Annotated in this window: 16 protein-coding genes and 1 pseudogene; 8 read left to right on the top strand and 9 right to left on the bottom strand. The window is 64.0% G+C overall.

All coding sequences use genetic code 11. From position 1 onward, the window contains the following. Positions 1-581 precede the first annotated feature (581 nt). Positions 582-1,544 carry a response regulator gene (locus OKW37_RS27370; RefSeq protein ID WP_429402771.1) on the top strand — a complete coding sequence of 321 codons (963 nt, stop codon included), beginning with the start codon at positions 582-584 and terminating at the stop codon, positions 1,542-1,544. Positions 1,545-1,585: 41 nt separating this feature from the next. Here OKW37_RS27370 and OKW37_RS27375 read toward each other — a convergent pair whose 3' ends face one another. Beyond that, positions 1,586-2,551 carry an alpha/beta hydrolase gene (locus tag OKW37_RS27375; RefSeq protein WP_429402772.1) on the bottom strand — a complete coding sequence of 322 codons (966 nt, stop codon included), beginning with the start codon at positions 2,549-2,551 and terminating at the stop codon, positions 1,586-1,588. A gap of 2 nt (positions 2,552-2,553) precedes the next feature. After that, positions 2,554-3,081, bottom strand: coding sequence for a thioesterase family protein (locus OKW37_RS27380; RefSeq protein ID WP_187611210.1), 528 nt, complete (start codon positions 3,079-3,081; stop codon positions 2,554-2,556). Positions 3,082-3,335: 254 nt separating this feature from the next. Here OKW37_RS27380 and OKW37_RS27385 point away from each other — a divergent pair, with 254 nt between their 5' ends. After that, on the top strand, positions 3,336-3,680 hold the full coding sequence (locus OKW37_RS27385; protein ID WP_429353140.1) for a DUF4148 domain-containing protein: 345 nt from the start codon (positions 3,336-3,338) through the stop codon (positions 3,678-3,680). Positions 3,681-3,879: 199 nt separating this feature from the next. Here the strand turns inward: OKW37_RS27385 and OKW37_RS27390 are convergent. The 4 genes and pseudogenes from OKW37_RS27390 to phnC all read right to left on the bottom strand — a co-directional run. After that, positions 3,880-4,167, bottom strand: a pseudogene (locus OKW37_RS27390) (EamA family transporter); the annotation flags it as partial. Positions 4,168-4,212: 45 nt separating this feature from the next. Continuing rightward, positions 4,213-5,052, bottom strand: coding sequence for a phosphonate ABC transporter, permease protein PhnE (gene phnE / locus OKW37_RS27395; RefSeq protein ID WP_429402773.1), 840 nt, complete (start codon positions 5,050-5,052; stop codon positions 4,213-4,215). Continuing rightward, positions 5,049-6,026 (bottom strand): phosphonate ABC transporter substrate-binding protein, encoded by a 978-nt coding sequence (phnD, locus tag OKW37_RS27400; protein WP_187611213.1) that lies wholly within the window; start codon positions 6,024-6,026, stop codon positions 5,049-5,051. The genes phnE and phnD overlap by 4 nt, the downstream gene beginning before the upstream one ends. A 59-nt stretch (positions 6,027-6,085) precedes the next feature. Continuing rightward, entirely contained in the window at positions 6,086-6,970 is an 885-nt protein-coding gene (gene phnC / locus OKW37_RS27405) for a phosphonate ABC transporter ATP-binding protein (protein ID WP_429364178.1), read from the bottom strand. Between the two features lie 312 nt (positions 6,971-7,282). On the opposite strand from phnC, the gene OKW37_RS27410 reads away from it, so the two are divergent. The 4 genes from OKW37_RS27410 to OKW37_RS27425 all read left to right on the top strand — a co-directional run bounded on the left by OKW37_RS27410 (position 7,283) and on the right by OKW37_RS27425 (position 15,291). Then, a complete protein-coding gene (locus OKW37_RS27410; protein ID WP_184064246.1) occupies positions 7,283-8,320 on the top strand; it encodes a M14 family zinc carboxypeptidase in 1,038 nt (345 codons plus the stop codon). Beyond that, the gene (locus OKW37_RS27415) at positions 8,317-9,177 is read left to right on the top strand and encodes an alpha/beta fold hydrolase (protein ID WP_184064250.1); all 861 of its coding nucleotides are present in this window, start codon (positions 8,317-8,319) and stop codon (positions 9,175-9,177) included. Before OKW37_RS27410 ends, OKW37_RS27415 begins: the two co-directional genes overlap by 4 nt. Before the next feature lie 197 nt (positions 9,178-9,374). Beyond that, positions 9,375-14,213 (top strand): NAD-glutamate dehydrogenase, encoded by a 4,839-nt coding sequence (locus OKW37_RS27420; protein ID WP_429402774.1) that lies wholly within the window; start codon positions 9,375-9,377, stop codon positions 14,211-14,213. A gap of 172 nt (positions 14,214-14,385) precedes the next feature. Continuing rightward, positions 14,386-15,291, top strand: coding sequence for a cation diffusion facilitator family transporter (locus tag OKW37_RS27425; RefSeq protein WP_184064256.1), 906 nt, complete (start codon positions 14,386-14,388; stop codon positions 15,289-15,291). Positions 15,292-15,430: 139 nt separating this feature from the next. Here the strand turns inward: OKW37_RS27425 and OKW37_RS27430 are convergent, their stop codons facing one another. The 3 genes from OKW37_RS27430 to OKW37_RS27440 form a co-directional block, all read right to left on the bottom strand. Then, positions 15,431-16,411 (bottom strand): aldo/keto reductase, encoded by a 981-nt coding sequence (locus OKW37_RS27430; protein ID WP_018423448.1) that lies wholly within the window; start codon positions 16,409-16,411, stop codon positions 15,431-15,433. A 332-nt stretch (positions 16,412-16,743) separates the two neighbouring features. Beyond that, positions 16,744-17,049 carry a DUF4148 domain-containing protein gene (locus OKW37_RS27435; RefSeq protein ID WP_429402775.1) on the bottom strand — a complete coding sequence of 102 codons (306 nt, stop codon included), beginning with the start codon at positions 17,047-17,049 and terminating at the stop codon, positions 16,744-16,746. A gap of 211 nt (positions 17,050-17,260) precedes the next feature. Next, positions 17,261-18,265 carry a LysR family transcriptional regulator gene (locus OKW37_RS27440; protein WP_429402776.1) on the bottom strand — a complete coding sequence of 335 codons (1,005 nt, stop codon included), beginning with the start codon at positions 18,263-18,265 and terminating at the stop codon, positions 17,261-17,263. A 175-nt stretch (positions 18,266-18,440) separates the two neighbouring features. Here OKW37_RS27440 and OKW37_RS27445 point away from each other — a divergent pair, with 175 nt between their 5' ends. Both OKW37_RS27445 and OKW37_RS27450 read left to right on the top strand, forming a co-directional pair. After that, a complete protein-coding gene (locus OKW37_RS27445; RefSeq protein ID WP_184064262.1) occupies positions 18,441-19,307 on the top strand; it encodes an alpha/beta hydrolase in 867 nt (288 codons plus the stop codon). A gap of 34 nt (positions 19,308-19,341) precedes the next feature. Further along, positions 19,342-20,562: an efflux RND transporter periplasmic adaptor subunit gene (locus OKW37_RS27450; protein ID WP_429353147.1), complete on the top strand. Its 1,221-nt coding sequence runs from the start codon at positions 19,342-19,344 to the stop codon at positions 20,560-20,562. Positions 20,563-20,597 lie beyond the last annotated feature (35 nt).

A 20,597-nucleotide genomic window follows, 5' to 3' on the forward strand; every position in this document is an offset into this window, starting at 1 on the left:
GCAACAACCATTAAGCAACTGCGATTGACTGATGATAAACGACCATTTCGACATCGACGCTTCTTGTCGGCATATTGCGGCGCGTCACGATGATTGATGTCCGAACGGACCTGGCACGAACGGCGCGCGCTTGCCGCTAAAGCCATTCGCCGGCACGACGGAAGCGGACATTTTTTCCGCATGCCGCGATTTTCTTTTTCGACCAATTAGTCCCCCGCAATTGCGCGGCCGGCGCCTGCAGGAATGCGATTTAAGTTGTGCCGCCAATGCGTGGAGCCTGTACTATACGAACCAATGCAGACGACCGGCAGCCACGGTTCGATTATCCGACGTGTGAAAGCGACTTGCAGCGACTGGCTCGCAGCGCACATGCCGGCAGGCCCGCGCCAGGCTGCGGCACCCGAGACGCGCGAACAGCGACGGCAGACGGTCACCGGTAGTAGCGACAAGAACCCATTGATCATGCGGACCCGCGGGCGAGGCATCGCCCGGCATTCCTTGGGCAGTCGCCTGGCGAAACGTCAGATCGACCGACCGGTCGGTCGAGGGCATTCGCGGCGGCGTGAGAAACACGTGAAGATATGAACAACTTTATTCGACCTCCCGTTTTTTATCCGTCCACAGTAGTTTTCGTCGACGACAACGACAGCTACCTCGACGCGCTCCGCCGTTTCTTCCCGGGCACCTACACGAACCTGTTTTTCACGCGTCCGCAAGCGGCCCTCAACTATATTCGCCAGCACGCACGCGAGAATTCGCTCGAATTCGCGGCAGCGTCGGCGTGTCTGAGCGAACCGGGCGTCGAGCGCTTCGTCGAGACCTCGGCGGAGCGCGACATCGTCGCGCAGCCGTCGCGCTTCGAGGAAGTGGCGGCGGTCGTCGTCGACTACGACATGCCGGGCATCGGTGGCGTCGAGTTTTTGTCGTCGATCTCGCACCTGCGTTGCGCGAAGGTATTGCTCACCGGCGTCGCCGATGAAACCGTCGCGGTGAAGGCCTTCAACGCCGGCATCGTCGACCTGTACCTGCGCAAGACCGACGCGGATTCGGCCAATCGCCTCACGCATTTCCTGAAGGACGCCAAAAGCCGCCATTGCGCGGAGTCGGGCTGGCTCGCGCTCGGCGAAAACGGCATGACCTACTGCGATCCGCGCACGCGCAAGATGATCGACGAAGTGGTGGCGGCTCAGGGCATCGTCGAGTATTACTGGCGGCCCGAGCAGAACGTGATCCTGATGTTCGACGCCGCGGGCAACCCGAGCGTGTTCGTCGCGTGGGCCGAGAACGACTGGATCTCGCAGGGCGAGATCGTCGCCGACGAGGGTGGCCCGTCCGACCTGCTGCGCCAGCTCGCCACGCGCGAGGTAATGCCGCTGTTCTGGCCGGACCTCGCGTATCGTGGCGGCATGAAGTTCCGGTCGCTGATGCCCCAAAGCATTCCTGGCTGGGACGACGCGTTCTTCGGCTGGACCCGCATAGAGCCGGCCGAGGTCGGCCTCGATCTGGTCACGTTCGCGCAGTGGCGCGGCGACCGCCATCGCTGAGCCGCGATAACGCGCCGGGCGCGGCGGTGCATATCGCCGCGTTAATGGCGTGCGTTTTCGCGGAGAAATTCGCATACAGCCCTGTGCATGGCCTGCACGCCGGGGCTTGTTTCAAGCGCGCGCCAGCATCCATGCACGAGCCCCGTGCCGACCAACAGCCGGGCATCTCCACCAGCTTCGCGAATCCGCTCGACGAACACGCGCGCGTCGTCGCGTAGGGGGTCGTGCTCGGCGCCGATGGCCAGCGTCGGCGGCAGCCCGTCGAAGCGGGTTGCGGCGAGCGGGATCGTCCACGCGGGGCCGGGCGTTGGGTCGGCTTCCTCTCCTTTTCCCCAGTAAGCGTCGCGAAACTTATGCACGTCCGCGAGCGTCAGCATCGGCGCATCGGACTCGGTGTCGCGCGCGGGCAATTGCGGCTCGGTGCCGAGCATCGGATAGACGAGCGCGATGCCGCGCACCCCGCTCGCACATTCGTCACGCAGGCGTAGCGCGACGCTTGCCGCGAGCGTGCCGCCGGCGCTATCGCCCGCGAGTTGCAATGCGGCGCGCTCTGGGAGGTCGAACGGCAGGCGGTGGTTCAACGCGGCACGCGTGATCTCGAGGCAGTCGTCGTGCGCGGCCGGCGCGCGATGCTCAGGCGCGAGCCGGTAGTCGACCGCGATCACGTCGAGGCCGGTGTCGGCGGCGAGGCGCGCCGTCACCATCTGATGACTGTTCAGCGAGCCGAGCACGAAGCCGCCGCCATGAAAATACAGCACCGTGCCGCGGATCGTGCCGTGTTCGCTTGCCTTCGCTGGATGCCGGTAGAGCCGTAGCGGGATCGCATGGCCCGCGTCGGTGCGAAAGCTTGCGTCCTGTGTGGTGAGTTCGCTGGGCAGTGGCGGCGTCAACGTCGCGGCGTAGCGGTCATACAGCTCGCGCTGCTCGCGCGGCGTCATCGCCGCGTGATGCGACGGATAGAGCGCGCTCGCTCGTTCGATAAAGGCGGCGATTTCCGGCTCGAGCATGGTCACTCCGTTTGAGTAGTGTTTCCCGTTTGCGCTGCGCATGGCAAAGCGATCACACGTCCCGCGAAACGCGCCGGCGGCAATGCCGCATGGGCTTGCGCGAGTTCGTGTACGCGCGCTTTGACGTCCGGATCGAAAGCAACGCCGCGCGGTCCGCTGGTATCGACGTGCAGCAGCATCTGCTCGCCCGCGGCGACGGGGCCGGTGCGTTGGCTTTGCGTCGTGTCCAGCGCAAACATTTCGACGTACACGTGAATACGTTTCGCGTCGTAGCCGAGCACGCGCATGTCGACACGCACCTGCGTGCCTTGTTTGATTTCATGCAGATAGTTGAGATGCGCCTCGAGCGTGTAGATCGATCGATGCCGCTCTTTGCGCACCGCATCGGGCAGGCCGATCAGATCGATCAGCCCGTCGACCGCGAGACTGAAGATCAGCAGGTAGAACGCGTCGCGCATGTGGCCGTTGTAATCGACCCATTCGGCGCGCACGCCGTCGCGGTAAGAGGGCAGGGCAACGGGATGCGACATGAGCGTCTACCTCCTCGACCGAATGCGATGGCTGCGGCGCGTCGTTGGGCGTTATCAGTGTAGTGCATCGCGTTGAGGCTGCGCCGGAACGTGATGGCCTCGAATTATGGCCGCTATAGCAACAGTGAATTCATGGTTCAGGGCTTACTACGTGGCTCGACTGGCTTCTAAACTGCCTTAACCGCTGCGGATGGCCGATGGTCGCACCAGGCTCCGCGGCAATCGCATGAAGCCATCTCGGGAGGTTGGAAATCATGAAGTCAATCAGGTCGCTGATCGAAGCAGGGGCTATCGCCGCTCTCGTTGCCGCGCCGCTCGCGGCATTTGCCCAGTCGAATCCGGCCGATCAGCCGCTCGCGCGCGCTCAGGTCCGCACCGAACTGATTCAGCTCGAAAAGGCCGGTCATGATCCGTCCAATGCGAACGTGATCGACTATCCGGCCAATATCCAGGCGGCCGAAGCAAAGGTCGCGGCGCAAAACCAGGCTGCGCAGAATAGCGGCTACGGTGCGCCGTCGAATGGCTCGTCGCAGCGCAGTGGCCGCACCGATTTCGCGCCGACTTCGTATTCCGTGCCGGTGGTGAATTACACGCGTTGATTGCAGCGTGTACAACTAACGTCACTTCCGAAGTGCAGCAACGCGACGCCGTTGAATCTGACGAGCGGCGCGGCCGACAGCACGGGCTGAGGCTTCAGTTCACCGTTCGTCGTGAGTCCGACGGGCGCGGGCACCGACCAGCAGCGCATCCTCGGTGCGGGCGCGACCTACGATTTCGGCTTCGTCAACCTGCTCGTCAGCGCCGAAAGGCGAGCGAGACGATGCCGCACGACACGAGCGCGATGCCGGGCGCGGCGAGCGGCTTCAGCACCTCGCCCGCGAACACGAGTGCGCGGACGAACACGAGCATCGGCGAAAGACCGCGCGCAATCGGATAGACCTGACCGAAATCGCCGCTTCTGTACGCGTGAATCAGCGCGAGCAGATAGCCCCATTCGAGCACTGCCCGACTCAACGATATACGGCCACGCGGCCACGCGGTCACGGTCAGCACCGGCAGCGGCAGCAACAAGGCCGGAATGGCGTTTTGAATCCGGCTGCTCAGTGCCGCGCGCGCGAACGCGCGCCATCCTCAGATCACCCGTTCACGCAGCCACGCCGAGCCGAGATCGATCACCGTCACGACGACGATCACCATGATCATCACCGCGGCCGTCTGCGCATAGTTGAACGAGCGGATCGCTTCGTACAGCACGACGCCGATGCCGCCCGCGCCGACCATGCCGACCACCATCGCCGAGCGCACGTTCGACTCGAAGCGATACAGCGCATACGAGATCCACAGCGGCAGCACTTGCGGCAGCACCGCATAGACAATTTCGTCGAGGCGCGTCGCGCCGGTTGCGCGCACGCCTTCGGCCGGGCGCGGATCGATCGCCTCGACCGCTTCTGCGAACAGTTTGGCGAGCACGCCCGTCGTATGCACCCACAGCGCGAGCACGCCGGCGAACGGCCCGAGGCCGACCGCGACGATGAACAGCATCGCGAAGACCATTTCGTTGATCGCGCGGCATGCGTCCATCAGGCGGCGCATCGGCTGCACGACCCACTGCGGCGCGAGATTGTGCGCTGACATCAGGCCGAAAGGCACCGCGCAGACGAGGGAGAGCGCGGTACCCCAGATCGCGACCGCCAGCGTCACGTACATCTCGTGCACGTAGCTGCGCCACTCGGTGAAGTCGGGCGGGAAGAAGTCCGCGGCGAACTGGCCCATGTTGGCCGAGTCGCTGAGCAGATCGAGCGGCCGCATGTCGGCGCCGTGCCACGCGCCGCCGAGTACCGCGAGCACCGCGATCCAGCCGAGCAACGACCACCAGCTGCGCTTGCCGGCACGATCTTTATCTTGCGCCGTCCGCGCGGCGGCCGCTTCGCTCGCGCGCGCGGGCGACGTGCTCAGATCGGCGGAGTTCATTGCTTCGACTGTGCGTTGCTGAGCGCGCTCAGCTTCGCGTCGAGAGCGGCCAATTGCGTCTTGCGGTCGCTATCGGACAGATGCGCATCGTTCTCGATCTTCTGCTTCTGCTGGAACAGCACGATCTCGCGAATCGGCAGCAGTTGCCGATCCGACGATGCCTCGAAGCCGCTGTACTCGGTGATGCCGGCCATCACCGCTTTTTCGTGCAAATCGGTTTTCGCGTAGTTCAGGAAGAACTTGCGCAGCTTGTCCTTCGTCGCTTCCGGCAGATCCTTGCGCCACACGAGCGGGTCCGAAGGAATCAGCGGCGAGGTCCACAGCACGCGCACCTGCGCGAACTTGTCCGGATGCTCGCGCTTGAGCGTTTCCATCATCATGCTGTTGTTGGTCGCGATGTCGATCTTGTTGTTGACGACGGCCAGCAGATTCGCTTCGTGGCTCGACGGCAGCACGCTCTTGAACGACGTGTAGACCGGCGCATTGTGCTTCGCGAACAGGTAGTAGCCAGGCACCAGCGTGCCCGACGTCGAGTTCGGATCGCCGAACCCGAGCGTCACGCTCTTCGTGTCCTTGAACACGTCGTCGAGCGTCTTGAAGCGGCTGTTCACGTTGGTGATCAGCAGCGAGTAGTAGCCGCTGTCGCCGTTCGCGTGCTGCGCTTTCGCGAATACTTCGCCACTCGAACGATCGACGGCTTCGATCGCCGACGCGTTGCCGAAATAGCCGACCTGCACCTTGTTGAAGCGCATGCCTTCGATGATGCCCGCGTAATCGGTCGCGAAGAATGCCTTCACGTTCAGGCCGGTCTGTTTCTTCATGTCATCGATCAGCGGTTCCCAGCGTTGCTTGAGCACCGCCGACGAATCGGTCGAGATGATCCCGAGGTTGATGTCCTCGGCGTGGGCCGCGGCGATGCAGGCGAAAGCGGCAGCGCCGGCCGCGAGCGTGATCAGGGAGCGCAGGAATTTCATCGGTTGAGATCCGGTTGAGTGGACGGAGAGAATCAAAAGCGCGCGACAGCGTGCGCGGTTCAGTTCGACGGCGCGGCGTTCAACGCGAACGCGTAGCGCGCGGCGGCGGTGTCGGGGGCGTCAGGCTCGTCGTGAGTTTCGTCTGCGTCGTGCGTCGCGTCGTCGAGCAGTTCGCGCGCATCGCCGCCGTAGAGTTTCTTTAGCAGCGCCGGTGTCAGCGCACTGGAAGGGCCGTCATAGACCACCTTGCCGCGACGCAGCGCGACCGTGCGCGCGCAGTACTGCAGCGCGATGTCGACCTGATGCAGCGACACCAGCACCGTGATCCGGTGCTCGACGTTCAGCGCTTGCAGCATGTCCATCACGCGGCGCGACGACTCGGGATCGAGCGAGGCAATCGGCTCGTCGGCGAGCACGATTTGCGCACGTTGCACGAGCGCCCGTGCGAGCGCGGCACGTTGCTGTTGACCGCCCGACAGGTTCGCGGCCCGCTCGCGCGCATATTCGCCGATCCCGACCTCGTGCAGCGCGGCCCGCGACAGCGCGCGTTCCGCGCGCGGGAAGCGGCCGGAGAGACGGCGCCACCACGGCAGGCGCGCGAGCGCGCCGATCAGCACGTTGGTTTCGACCGACAGCCGGTTCACCAGATTGAACTGCTGGAACACGAAGCCGATGTCGCGGCGAATGCTGCGCACCTCGCGCACGATGCGGCCGTTCTGCTGGATCGGCCGGCCGAGAATCTCGATTTGCGACGGCTGCGCGTCCGACGCGGTAAAGCCCGCGATATGCCGCAGCAACGTCGATTTTCCCGAGCCGGACGCGCCGATCAGCGCGACCATTTCACCGGGCGCGACGCGCAGATCGATTTCGTCGAGCGCTTTGCGGCCGTTACCGAACGTCTTGCTCAAACGCTCGATTCGAATAGCTTCACGGATCGCTTCCATCTGTATTCCCTCTTGCATCCGGCCACTGCCGGCAGGTGTGGGCACATTCTAGGAAGCGACTGTGACGGTTGAGTGAAGGCATCGCAACGTCTAGACGACTACATCTTTGTGCGTCGCGTTTTCCGCTGTGTCATGTGTCGTCAGGATGGCAAAACGAAGTCAGAGCGAAGTCAGTGATTCGAACGGAAAGTGACATACGGATGACACGATTCGCGTGCACACGTGCGCGCTCGCGCGTGCTGACACACAGCCAGGCTATAGTGCGGGTTTTCCGGCCGTCCTTAATAATCCCGACACTCCGGTCACGCCGTCATGCCGACTCCTTTGAGCTTTCTTCCGGACAGTTTTGCCGAATATGAAGATCTCAAGTCGATACTCGACCAGGGCAGGGCGAGCTTCGAAATCCGCGCGGTCTGCGAGACCGAGGTACGCGGCCGGCGCTTTTCCGTCTACACCGCGAGCATCGGTTCATCCGATCCGCTCGCGCCAGCCATTGGCTTTTTCGGCGGCATTCACGGGCTCGAGCGAATCGGCTCGCAACTCGTCCTCGACTATATGCGCGCGCTGCTCGCTCGGCTCGAATGGGACGAATTGCTGGTGCGCCAATTGCAGTCCATCCGGCTGATCTTTTTACCGATCGCGAATCCCGGCGGCATGTGGGCAGCGACGCGCGCGAATCCGCGCGGCGTCGACCTGATGCGCAACGCACCGCAAGACGCCGACGCGCGCGTGCCGCTGCTAGCGGGCGGTCAGCGCGTCGGCGCGTGGTTGCCCTGGTATCGCGGTCGCGCGGGCGAGCCGATGGAGGTCGAGGCGGCCGCGCTGCTGCATGTCGTCGAGACGCAGCTCGCCGCGCGGCCGTTGAGCATCGCGCTCGATTGCCATTCCGGCTACGGCTGGAGCGACAGCATCTGGTTTCCGTACGCCCGAACCCGCCGGCAGATGCCGCATCTGCCCGAAATGTACGTGTTGAAGAGCATGTTCGAACACGCGCATCCGCATCACGGCTACACGTTCGAGCCGCAAAGCCATCAGTATCTGCTGCACGGCGATCTGTGGGACTACGCGTATGACCGCACGCCGGCGCCGAACGTCTTTCTGCCGATGACGCTCGAACTCGGCTCGTGGCTGTGGATCAAGAAAAATCCGCGGCAGTTGTTTTCGCGGCAGGGCATGTTCAATCCGGTCATGGAGCATCGCACCGCGCGCGTGCTGCGGCGCCATGCGAACCTGTTCGACTTCCTCGCGCGCGCGGCGTTTTCGGCGCAGCGCTGGCTGCCGCAAGGCAACCGTCGCGAGCAGTTGCTGCAAAGCGCGCTCGATCACTGGTACGGGCCGGATCGCTTATGAGCACGTGGATTCTGCTGCGCGGACTGACGCGGGAAACGCGGCATTGGGGGCGCTTGCCGGCGGCGTTGCGCGAAACCCTGGGTCAAATTTCGGGCGACCGCTTGCGCGATGCAACCCCAGCCGCAACGAGCACGACCGGCTTGCGTTTGCTGCTGCTCGATCTGCCTGGCAACGGTGAATACGTGCGGCGGCGCGCGCCCGCGAGCGTCGCGGGCATGGTCGCATTCGTGCGGCAGGCAGCGCTCGAAACGGGTGTGCCGGGCCCCTACAACGTGCTCGCGATGTCGCTCGGCGGCATGGTCGCGACCCACTGGGCACAGCGTCATCCCGGCGAGATCGAACGGCTCGTGCTGATCAATACGAGCATGCGGCCATTCAGCCGCATGCACGAGCGGCTGCGGCCGTCGGCGTGGCCTGGTCTGCTCGGCGTCGCGGCGCATTGGAGCGATGCGGCCGATGCCGAGAGCGGCATCCATCGACTCACGTGCAATAACCTCCGCACCTTGGGCGCGGATCTCGCTGCCTGGACCGCGATTCGCCGCAGCGCGCCGGTGAGCCGCGCGAATGCGCTGCGGCAATTGTGGGCGGCCGCGTGCTTTAGCGCGGCGGCCGCCGCGCCGGAGTGTGCACTGCTGATTCTGTCGTCGGATGCCGATGGGCTCGTCAACCCGGTCTGTTCGGCGAAGCTCGCGGCGGCGTGGGGCGCGCCGCATCGCAAGCATCCGTGGGCCGGCCACGATCTACCCCATGACGATCCCGCGTGGACGGCCGCGCAGATTCGCGCGTGGCTCACCCAGCGCGCCGAGAATAGCGATGCGGCCGCGCCGGCACCGGCGCCCGCAAAGCCCGAGCGTTGAGCCGCGCACGGCGTTGCCGCGCCGCAGCGATGCTAGATGCTATGTGGGAGGGCGGCGATTCTTCGACGACCGGTCAGCGGGTATTACCTGACTGCGCGAAACGGCCGTATCGCGTACGGCAGGCGCATAATTCCAAGTCAGACGTTGCCTGCGAATCACGCGATACTCACCATTGCCGCCAGCCAGGGGAGTCGATCATGCAAGCAAAGAACGAAGAAGCCGTCACACACCTGCTGAACGATGTTGTCGAATTCGCGCGGGGGCGGTTGTCGGAGCCGGCCTTCAATATCGTCGAACCCTTCCTGCGGCATTACTACGATTTCGTCGACGCGGGCGATCTGCAAAGCCGCTCGATCGCCGATCTGTACGGCGCGGCGCTGGCCCACTGGCAGACCGCGCAGCGCTTCGTGCCGGGCGAGCAGCGGCTGCGCGTGTATAACCCGATCCTCGAACAGCATGGCTGGCATTCCGATCACACGGTGATCGAAATCGTCAACGACGACATGCCGTTCCTCGTCGATTCGGTCTCGATGTCGGTCAACCGGCATCGGCTCGCGCTGCATTCGGTCGTCCATCCGGTATTTCGGGTCTGGCGCGCGCCGGACGGCAGCATCGCGCGCGTGAGCCAAGGTGCCGAAGAAGCCGGCGATACGCGCTCGCATCTGACCTCGTGCATCCATTTCGAGGTCGATCGTTGTGGCGATGCCGCAAAACTCGACGCGTTGCGCGACGACATCGCGCGCGTGCTCGGCGACGTGCGCGCGGCGGTCGAGGATTGGCCGAAGATCATCGAACGCGCGAAGCAGACCATTCAAGATATGAAGGCGCGCGAAAGCGGTCCCGAGGGCGTCGAAGCGCGCGCGTTCGTCGAATGGATGGTCGCCGATCATTTCACGTTCCTCGGCCACCGTGATTACGAACTGGTGCAGCACGACGGCGGCTTCGGTTTGCGGGCGGTCGCGGGCTCCGGTCTCGGCATTCTGCGCGATGCGCAGCAGCCGGGCGGCGCGGCGGAAGTCACGCCGTTGCCGCCGGCGGCCGCGGAGATCATCTCCGGGTCGTCGCCGATCTTTCTGACTAAGGCCAATTCGCGCGCCACGGTGCACCGGCCCGGCTATCTCGACTATGTCGGCATCAAGCTGAGCGGCGCCGATGGCAAGGTGACGGGCGAGCGGCGCTTCATCGGCCTGTATACGTCGACCGCTTATTTCGTGTCGGCCGCGGAGATTCCGATCGTGAGGCGCAAATGCGCAAATATCGTCAGACGCGCCGCATTCCTGCCGAAAGGTCATCTGGCGAAATCGCTGGTGACGGTGCTCGAGACCTATCCGCGCGACGAATTGTTCCAGGCCGACGAGGACCAGCTGTACGACACCGCCCTCGGCGTGCTGCGTTTGCAGGAGCATCAGCGCACGCGGCTGTTCGTGCGGCGCGATCGCTTCGATCGCTTCGTATCGTGCCTCGTGTTCGTGTCGCGCGACAAGTACAACACCGATCTGCGGCAGCGCATCGCGAACCTGCTCGCCGACGCATTCAATGGTGAGAACGTCGAATTCACGCCGCTGCTGTCGGAGTCGACGCTCGCGCGAATTCATTTCGTCGTCCATGCCAAGGCGGGCGGCATGCCGAGCGTCGACACACGCGAGCTCGAAGCGCGCCTCGTGCAGGTCGCGCGACGCTGGCAGGACGATCTGGCCGACGCATTGCTCGACGCGTACGGAGAAGAGCAGGGCAACCGTTTGCTGCAGCACTACGCCGATTCGTTCCCGGCCGGCTATCGCGACGACTATCCGGCACGCACGGCCGTGCGTGATATCGAACTGATCGAGCGCGTGCAGGGCAGCGAGCGGCTCGCGATGAACCTGTACAGGCCGATCGAATCGGGACCGCGCGCGTTCCGTTTCAAGGTGTATCGCGCGGGGCTGCCGATCGCACTGTCGCGCAGCTTGCCGATGCTCGAACATCTTGGCGTGCGCGTCGACGAAGAGCGGCCTTATCTGATCGAGGCGCCCGGTGCGATGCCCGCGTGGATTCACGACTTCGGCCTCGAACTCGCGGACGATACCGAGTTCGACATCGAGCGGGTCAAGGATCTGTTCGAACAGGCGTTCGAGCAGGTGTGGACCGGCACGATCGAAAGCGACGACTTCAACCGCCTCGTGCTGCGCGCGCAACTCAATGCACGCGAGGTGACGATTCTGCGCGCTTACGCGAAGTACTTGCGGCAAGTCGGTTCGACGTTCAGCGACGCGTATATCGAACGCGCGGTGACCGGCAATCCGGCGATTGCGCGCATGCTCGTCGACCTGTTCATCGCGCGCTTCGATCCGGCGCTCGGCGCGGTACGCGAGGCCCGCGTCAACGCTTGTCTGGAGACGATCGACAGCGCGCTCGACCAGGTGCCTAATCTCGACGAAGACCGCATCCTGCGGCAGTTCCTCGGCGTGATCAAGGCGACCAAGCGCACCAACTACTATCGCCATGACGCTCAGGGCCAACCGAAGCCGTATCTGTCGTTCAAGTTCGATCCCGCCCAGGTGCCCGGCTTGCCCGAGCCGAAACCGATGTTCGAGATCTGGGTCTATTCGCCGCGCGTCGAGGGCGTCCATCTGCGAGGCGGGCGCGTCGCGCGCGGCGGCCTGCGCTGGTCTGATCGGCGCGAGGATTTCCGCACGGAAGTGCTCGGCCTGATGAAGGCGCAGATGGTGAAGAACGTGGTGATCGTGCCGGTCGGCTCGAAGGGCGGCTTCGTCGTCAAGAATCCGCCGCCGCAGAGTGAGCGCGATGCGTGGATGCGCGAAGGCGTCGCGTGCTATCAGACCTTCCTGTGCGGCTTGCTCGACGTGACCGACAATCTGGCGAGCACCGACGTCGTGCCACCGCCTGACGTGGTGCGCCACGATCCCGACGACCCGTATCTGGTCGTCGCCGCCGACAAGGGCACGGCCACGTTTTCCGACTACGCGAATGCGATCTCGCAGGAATACGGTTTCTGGCTCGACGACGCGTTCGCGTCGGGCGGCTCGGTCGGCTATGACCACAAGAAGATGGGCATCACCGCGCGCGGCGCGTGGGAGTCGGTCAAGCGGCACTTCCGCGAAATCGGCGTCGACACGCAGAGCGAGAACTTCACGGTGGTCGGTGTCGGCGACATGTCGGGCGACGTGTTCGGCAACGGCATGCTGCTGTCGCCGCATATCAAGCTGCTCGCCGCGTTCGATCACCGCCATATCTTTCTCGATCCGAATCCCGATCCCGCGGCGAGCATGGCGGAGCGCGCGCGGCTCTTCATGCTCGACCGTTCGAGCTGGGCCGATTACGATCCGTCGCTGATCTCGGCCGGCGGCGGCGTGTTCCCGCGCAGCGCGAAGACGATTCCGCTGTCGACGGCGGTGCAGGCGGCGCTCGGGATCAGCGCGGCGGCGCTCTCGCCGGCCGAGCTGATGCGCGTGATTCTGCAGGCGCCGGTCGATCTGCTTTACAACGGCGGCATCGGCACCTATGCGAAGGCGAGCCGCGAGACCAATCAGCAGGCGGGCGATCGCGCGAACGATGCGATCCGCGTGAACGGCGCGGATCTGCGCTGCAAGGTCGTGGCCGAGGGCGGCAATCTCGGCTTGACGCAACTCGGGCGCATCGAGTTCGCGCAGCGCGGCGGCCGCATCAATACCGATGCGATCGATAATTCGGCCGGTGTCGATTGCTCGGATCACGAGGTCAACATCAAGATTCTGCTGGGCCTCGTCGTCGCCGACGGCGAGATGACGGAGAAGCAGCGCAATGCGTTGCTTGCCGAAATGACCGATGAAGTCGGTCTGCTCGTGCTGACGGACAACTACTATCAGACCCAGGCTTTGTCGATCGCGGGCCGTTTTGGCGTGGAGCTGCTCGATGCCGAAGCGCGCCTGATGCGCTATCTGGAGAAGGCGGGGCGGCTCAATCGCGTGATCGAGTTTCTGCCCACCGACGAGGACATCGCCGAGCGCGCGGCCGCGAAGCAGGGACTGACGACACCCGAGCGCGCGGTGCTGCTCGCGTACAGCAAGATGTGGCTCTATGACGCGCTGCTCGAATCGTCGATGCCGGAAGACCCGCTCGTCAGTGATATGTTGATCGAGTACTTTCCGAAACCTCTGCAGCAGCGTTTCCGCGAACCGATGCAGCGCCATCCGCTGCGCCGTGAAATCCTCGCGACGCATCTGACCAATGCGCTCGTGAATCGCGTCGGCTGCGAGTTCGTGCATCGGCTGATGGAGGAGACCGATGCACAGCCCGGCGACATCGTGCGCGCGTGCATCATGGCGCGCGACGTGTTCGATCTCGATCAGATCTGGCGCAGCATCGACGCGCTCGACAACCGCGTTCCCGACGACGTGCAGGCACGCATGTTCGCGGAGGTCGCGCGGCTCGTCGAACGTTCGGCGCTGTGGTTCCTGCGGCATCTGCAAACGGGCGCGGCCGGCGACGACGTGACCGGCCTGCTCGCGCGCTGTCGCGACGCCGCGCAGCGTCTCGCGCCACAATGGCCGACGCTGTTGCCTGGTGCGGACCTCGAAGCGTTGTCGGAGCGGCAACGGGTGTTCGTCGATGCGGGTGTCGATAGCGATCTCGCGGTGCGGATCGCGAGCGGCGAGGTGTCGGCCGCTCTGCTCGATATCGCCGAAGTCGCGTCGACGTGCGGGCGCAATCTCGAACAGGTCGCGGGCGTCTACTTCGCGCTCGGCACGTTGCTGAATTACAGCTGGATCAGCGAGCGCGCCGCCTCGTTGCCGGCGCCGACACATTGGGACATGCTCGCGCGCGCATCGGCGCTCGCCGAACTCGCGCGGCTCAAGCGCGCGCTGACCACGAGCGCATTGGCCGGCGCGACCGATGCGTCGACGCCCGATTCGCTGGTGCAAGCGTGGCGCGACAAACGCGCGGCACAGCTCGAGCGTTATACGCGTCTGCTGACCGATCTGCGCGCGACGGGCGGCGCGAGTCTTTCGGTGCTGCTGGTTGTCGTGCGGGAGATGGCGGCGCTCGAGAGGGCGTGACCCGCACGAATGGTGCGAAGGACGCCTGGGGAACTGGCGGCACGACGGCACATCAGGTCCGATTCCTGCGACCGGGTGTGTCGTTGTCATCCATAATATCGAGTACTTGCCGATCACTTCGCTCGTGCAATACCCAACAATACCCAGCCCACTCACCGACCCCCGCCAGCAGATGAAAGAAGAATCGCCGAAAGCCATTTTCTATGCACTCGCCGCCAACTTCGGCATCGCCGTCTGCAAGTTCGCCGCGGCGGCGTTCACCGGCTCCGGATCGATGTTCGCCGAAGCGATTCACTCCACCGCCGACTGCGGCAATCAACTGCTGCTGCTATTCGGACTGCGCGAAGCGCGCAAGCCGGTGAGCCCTTTGCATCCGATGGGTAGCGGTCGCGAAATCAACTTCTATTCGCTGCTGGTTGCGTTGCTGCTGTTTTTTGTCGGCGGTGCGTTTTCGGTGTATGAGGGCGTGCATCGACTGATTGCGCGCGAGCCGTTGCAATATGCGTTCGTCGCGTTGGCGGTGCTCGGTGTGTCGGTGGTGCTCGAATCGCTATCGTTGTGGGGCGCGGTCAAGGAGATTCGCAAGACGCATCCGGATAAAAATCTGTGGCACTGGTTTCGCGAGACGCGCGAATCGGATCTGCTGGTCGTGGCCGGCGAAGATATCGCCGCGCTATTCGGTCTCGCGATCGCCTTCGTCGCGGTGCTATCGACGATGGTGACCGGCAGCCCCGTGTATGACGCGCTCGGCTCGGTGGGGATCGGTCTTCTGCTGATGACGATCGCGTGGCTTGTCGCGCGTGAAGTGAAGTCGATGCTCGTCGGCGAATCGGCGAGCCCGGAAGTGCGCAGCGCCATCGACGCGCATCTGCGCGCGCGTCCCGAGATTCGCGGCATCATCAACCTGATCACGCTGCAGTGGGGGCGTCACGTGGTGGTGGCGGTGCAGGCGGAAATGATCGACTACGCGAGCGGCCGCGCGATGGTCGATGCGATCAACGTCATCGAGGCCGATCTGCAGGCCACGTTTCCTCAGGTGCGCTGGGTGTTCTTCGAACCGGATGTGCCGCGCAATTAAAGAAGACTTCTCCACTCGGGCATGAATCGGGTCCGTGAACCCCGCGGACGAGCGGAGGCGAGAGGAGGCGAAGCGACGTGCGCTGCAATCGCGGGTCATTCCGCCCGTCCCGACTGGATGCCAGTACGCTTCACAGCGTTTATTTGAACCCCGCCACCGCATGCGGCACATACAGCTCTTCGAGCCGGCGAACTTCGTCGTCACTGAGCTTCAACGAGAGCGCCGCAACCGCATCGTCGAGATGATGCAGTTTGGTAGCACCAACAATCGGCGCGGTAATCGGCTTCTTCTGCAGCACCCACGCTAGCGCGACCTGCGCGCGCGGCACGCCGCGCTCTTTCGCGATCTCGCTGACCCGCTCGACGATACGCCGATCCGCTTCCTGCGTGTGCGCGTACAGCGTGCGGCCGAATTCATCGGTTTCCGAGCGCGCGCTTTCGGTGTCCCAGTCGCGCGTCAAGCGTCCGCGGGCAAGCGGACTCCACGGAATCACGCCGATGCCTTCGCTTTCGCACAGCGGCAGCATTTCGCGCTCTTCCTCGCGGTACAGCAGATTCACGTAGTTCTGCATCGTCACGAAGCGCGTCCAGCCATTGCGCTCAGCCACCTGCAGCGCCTTGGCAAACTGCCATGCGTACATCGACGACGCGCCGAGATAGCGCGCCTTGCCGGCTTTCACGACATCGTGCAGCGCTTCCATCGTTTCTTCGATCGGCGTGCCGTAGTCCCAGCGATGGATCTGATACAGGTCGACATAGTCGGTACCGAGCCGCCGCAGGCTGTTATCGATCTCCGCCATGATCGCCTTGCGCGACAGCCCCGCGCCGTTCGGGCCCGGATGCATGCGGCTATTGACCTTGGTGGCGAGCACGATCTCATCGCGCTTCGCAAAGTCCTTCAGCGCACGGCCGACGATTTCCTCGCTGGTGCCGTCCGAATAGACGTTGGCCGTGTCGAAGAAGTTGATGCCGTGATCGAGCGCCTGCTTGATGAAAGGCCGCGCGGCTTCGTCGTCGAGCGACCAGGGGTGCGTGCCGCGCGAGGGTACGCCATAACTCATACAGCCGAGACAGAGACGCGATACATCGAGGCCGGTGCGGCCGAGTTTCACATAATCCATCGTGTTGCTCCTGTAGTGAAGCGCACAAACCCGCTGCGAGGGAAGGATATTCGATTATAGGGAAACGACGGCAAGCGCGTCGTCACAGGCCGCACCGCTTTCGATCGCTTCAATGCAAATGCGCCCGCGAAGCCACTTCGCGGGCGCATGACGCCGAGTGCCGTGAACGACAGCCAACGCTCAATGCTGTATCGGGCGATACGGTGTCCACACGGGCGTGTCGGTATTCCAGTTGTCGAGTTCCGATGGTGTCATGATGTGCTCCTCGATGGAGAGGCGCGCAGCTTTGCGCCGCAAGCGCGCCGGGTTCTGAATCAACTTCTTCTAACTCGTTACTGGCCCTTCGCAACGCGCGTCACTTCGCCGTTCGTTCCTTCCTGCAACGCGATGCGCGCGGCTTGCGTCTGGCCGATCAGGCCTTTGTCCGGATACGAGGTGCGATTCAGTGAGGGCAGCGAGCCGTCGCGATACGCGGCGACCAGTTCGGCCTTGACCTCGGCGCGTGTCTTCGTGCTCGCGCTCGGCGCCGGTTGCGTGTCATACGTTCCCGCGCGGCCGATACCGCCGCCGCCTTGCGCAAATGCCGGAACGCTGACGAGCAGCGACAGAGCGAGGCCCGCCAACAGATTGCGTTTCATGATTCACTCCTGTCGATTCATTGGCAGCGCGATGGCGCTGCGACAGGGTGAAATGTAGACGTCGACGCGGTGTGGATAAATCGCGGTTTTGCGAAATGAATTGTCGCGATTCGGGAACAATCGCGAGCGAGGCTTCACCGGGGCCGTGCGATTGCACGGTTGCCGCGGCATTGGCGCCGCGGCTGGAATTCACTGTTTCACTTCGCGTACTTCATGCGACCCATTCGGTCATCACCGGCGTGTCGAGTGCCGGCGCGGACTCGCGCTGCTCGAATGTGCGCTTCGTGCAGGTGGCGTCGAGAGTGCCGCGTCCGCTCAGCAATGGGCAACGATCGAACAGCTCCGCGATCCAGTCTACGAAAACGCGGACTTTCGGCGACAGATGACGACTGTGCGGATAGACTGCCGAAATCGGCATCGGCAAGGGTTTCAAGTCCGGCAGTACTTCGATGAGCTGACCCGAGCCCAGATGCGGCAGCACCATGAAGCGCGCCGGCTGAATCAGGCCAAAGCCTTCGAGTCCGCAGGTCACGTAGGCATCCGCGTCGTTGACCGACACGATGCTTTTCATCTTCACTTCCACTTCGTTGCCGTTCACCAGGAACGCCCAGTCGAGCGTGCGTCCCGTGCGGCTCGAGAAGTAGTTGACGGCTTTGTGATTGTCGAGATCTTCGAGCGAAGCGGGCACGCCCGCGCGCTTGATGTAGTCGGGCGACGCGCAGGTCACGCCCTCGAACAGACCGATGCGGCGCGCGACCAGCGACGAATCCTGCAACGCGCCGACACGCACCACGCAATCGACACCTTCTTGCAGCAGATCGACGGGCCGGTCGGTCAGGCCCAGTTGCAGATCGATGTCCGGATAGCGCGTGTGGAATTCGCACAGCGACGGAATGACGAGCAGACGGCCAATCGAGCCCGGCATGTCGATGCGTAGCTTGCCGTGCGGCTTCTTGTTGCCGCTCTGGAAACTCGCCTCGGTCTCTTCGACGTCCGCGAGGATGCGCACGCAGCGCTCGTAGTACGCGGCGCCATCGGGCGTCAGCGACAGACGGCGGGTGGTCCGGTGCATCAGCCGCGTGCCGAGAAACGCTTCGAGGTTCTGAATAATCGTAGTAACCGATGCGCGCGGCAGGTCGAGCGTTTCCGCTGCGCGGGTAAAGCTGTTGGTGTCGACGACGCGCGTGAACACTTGCATGGCCTGAAGTCGGTCCATTGCAAACCTCCAGAAGGGGCTGGTGCACAGGCGGGAATGGAGTCCGCGAAAACAATCACAACGGGATTGTTCAAAGGCACCGAATTGTGTTGCCGGATTATAGGCATTTATTTGCGAGTCTGCCGAACCCACAATTCGCACCATTGAAGTTCTATGCGCATTTGCGCGGGTCGACATGGATGCATTCAAATCGCCGTACTCGCCTTTTTCCACCGGCGTTTCCGCCGAAGACACTGGCGCTGAGGCCAATGACGCAACGCTTGAAGTCACCGACGTGGATATCGATGGGTACGCTCAACCCATTACGTTGCGCCTGTATCGGCTGACGAAAAAAACCGCGTTGCCGGTACTGCTTTATTTTCACGGCGGCGGTTTTACGAAGGGTTCGATCGAGTGCGCGGACTTCGCCGCGCGGTATTTCGCAGAACACTTACCGGCGCTCGTGGTGTCGGTCGGCTATTCGCTCGCGCCGCGGTTTCCGTTTCCAGCCGCGCCGGAAGACGCGCATCGCGCGGCGCTGTGGGTGCAGACGCGGGCGCGGGCGTTTGGTGGCAATAGCAGAAAGATCGGCGTGGCGGGCCATGACGCGGGCGGCCAACTCGCCAATTGTCTCGCGTTCATCGCGCGCGATCGTAACGACGTGCCGATCAGCGCGCAGGCGCTGTTCGGCCCGATGCTGGATCCGAGCCTGACGCGGCTCGGCGACGAGCAGCGGCTCGGTTCGGACATCACCGCGCGCGAGTGCGCCGCGTGTTATCGCGCGTATCTGCCGCAAGCGTCTCAGCGCATGCATCCGTATGCGGCGCCGCTCGAATCGTCGCGGCTCGCCGGCTTGCCGGCCACGCTGATCGCGACCGCGCAGAACGACGTGCTGCACGTCGAGGCCGAGAAGTATGCAAGCAATCTGATCGACGCGGGCGTACAGACCCAGGTGGTGCGCTTTCCGAGCGTGTCGCACGCGGCGCTCGCCGATCATCCGCCCGCTTTGCAGGAAGCGGTGCGCTTTTTCCAGTGGCGCTTCGACGCGCGCGCTCATCGATAAACAGAAATTCAATCAACGATACCGGGAGCTACACATGACTATCCTTCCTCTTTCCCGCCGCCGCGTGGCGTTAGCCGCCGTGGTCGTCGTCGTCCTTGCCGGGCTTGGCACGTTCGGCGCGATTCGTGTCGATGCGAGCTCGCCGGCCGCACCCACCATCGTGCCGGAAGTAGACGTGGCGACCGTCGTGCAGAAGACGATCACCGACTGGCAGTCTTATTCGGGCCGTCTCGAAGCCGTGCAGAAAGTGGACGTGCGTTCGCAGGTGCCGGGCACGATCGTGTCAGTCAACTTCAAGGACGGCGCGCTCGTGAAGCAGGGCGACACGCTGTTCGTGATCGATCCGCGTCCGTACGCAGCCGAAGTCGATCGCGCGCAAGCGCAGCTCGCGGCCGCGCAGGCACGCACCGGCTACACGCAAAGCGACTGGGAACGCGCGCAACGGCTGATCGTCGACAACGCGATCGCCAAACGCGACTACGACGAGAAGCAGAACGCCGCGCGCGAGGCGAGCGCGAACCTGAAGGCCGCGCAAGCCGCGCTGGAAACCGCGCGCATCAATCTCGGCTACACGAAGATCGTCGCGCCGGTGTCGGGCCGCGTGTCGCGCGCGGAGATCACGGTCGGCAACGTGGTGTCGGCGGGCGCCAGTTCGGTGCCGCTGACGACGCTCGTCTCGGTGTCGCCGATCTACGCGTCGTTCGACGCGGACGAGCAGACCTACCTGCAATACCTGAGCCGCGCGAAGGACGGCAGCAAGGTGCCGGTCGAACTCGGTCTCGCCGATGAATCCGGCTACTCGCGCAGCGGCACGATCGAGTCGGTCGACAACCGGCTCGACACGTCGTCGGGCACGATCCGCGTGCGCGCGAAGTTCGACAACGCGGACGGCACGCTGATTCCGGGCCTCTACGCGCGCCTCAAGGTGGGGGGCAGCGCACCGCATCCGGCGCTGTTGATCGACGATGCCGCGGTCGGCACCGACCAGGACAAGAAGTTCGTGCTGGTCGTCGATCAGGGCAACCACGTCGTTTATCGCGGGATCACGACGGGTTCGATGCAAGGCAATCTGCGCGTCGTCAAGGACGGCTTGAAGCCGGGCGATCGGATCGTCGTCAACGGCGTTCAGCGCGTGCGTCCCGGCGATACGGTCCGAGCGCACATGGTGCCGATGACGACCGACGACGACCCGAACAGCGCAGCGCTCGCGCAGTCGCGTGCCAAGGCCGAGGCCGGCGCGAAAGGCAATTCGTGAGCCGCATGCTCCAACGCGCATGCTCCAACGTTAAG

Origin of the sequence: Paraburkholderia sp. MM5482-R2 (assembly GCF_050436125.1) — a bacterium.
GTDB lineage: Bacteria > Pseudomonadota > Gammaproteobacteria > Burkholderiales > Burkholderiaceae > Paraburkholderia > Paraburkholderia tuberum.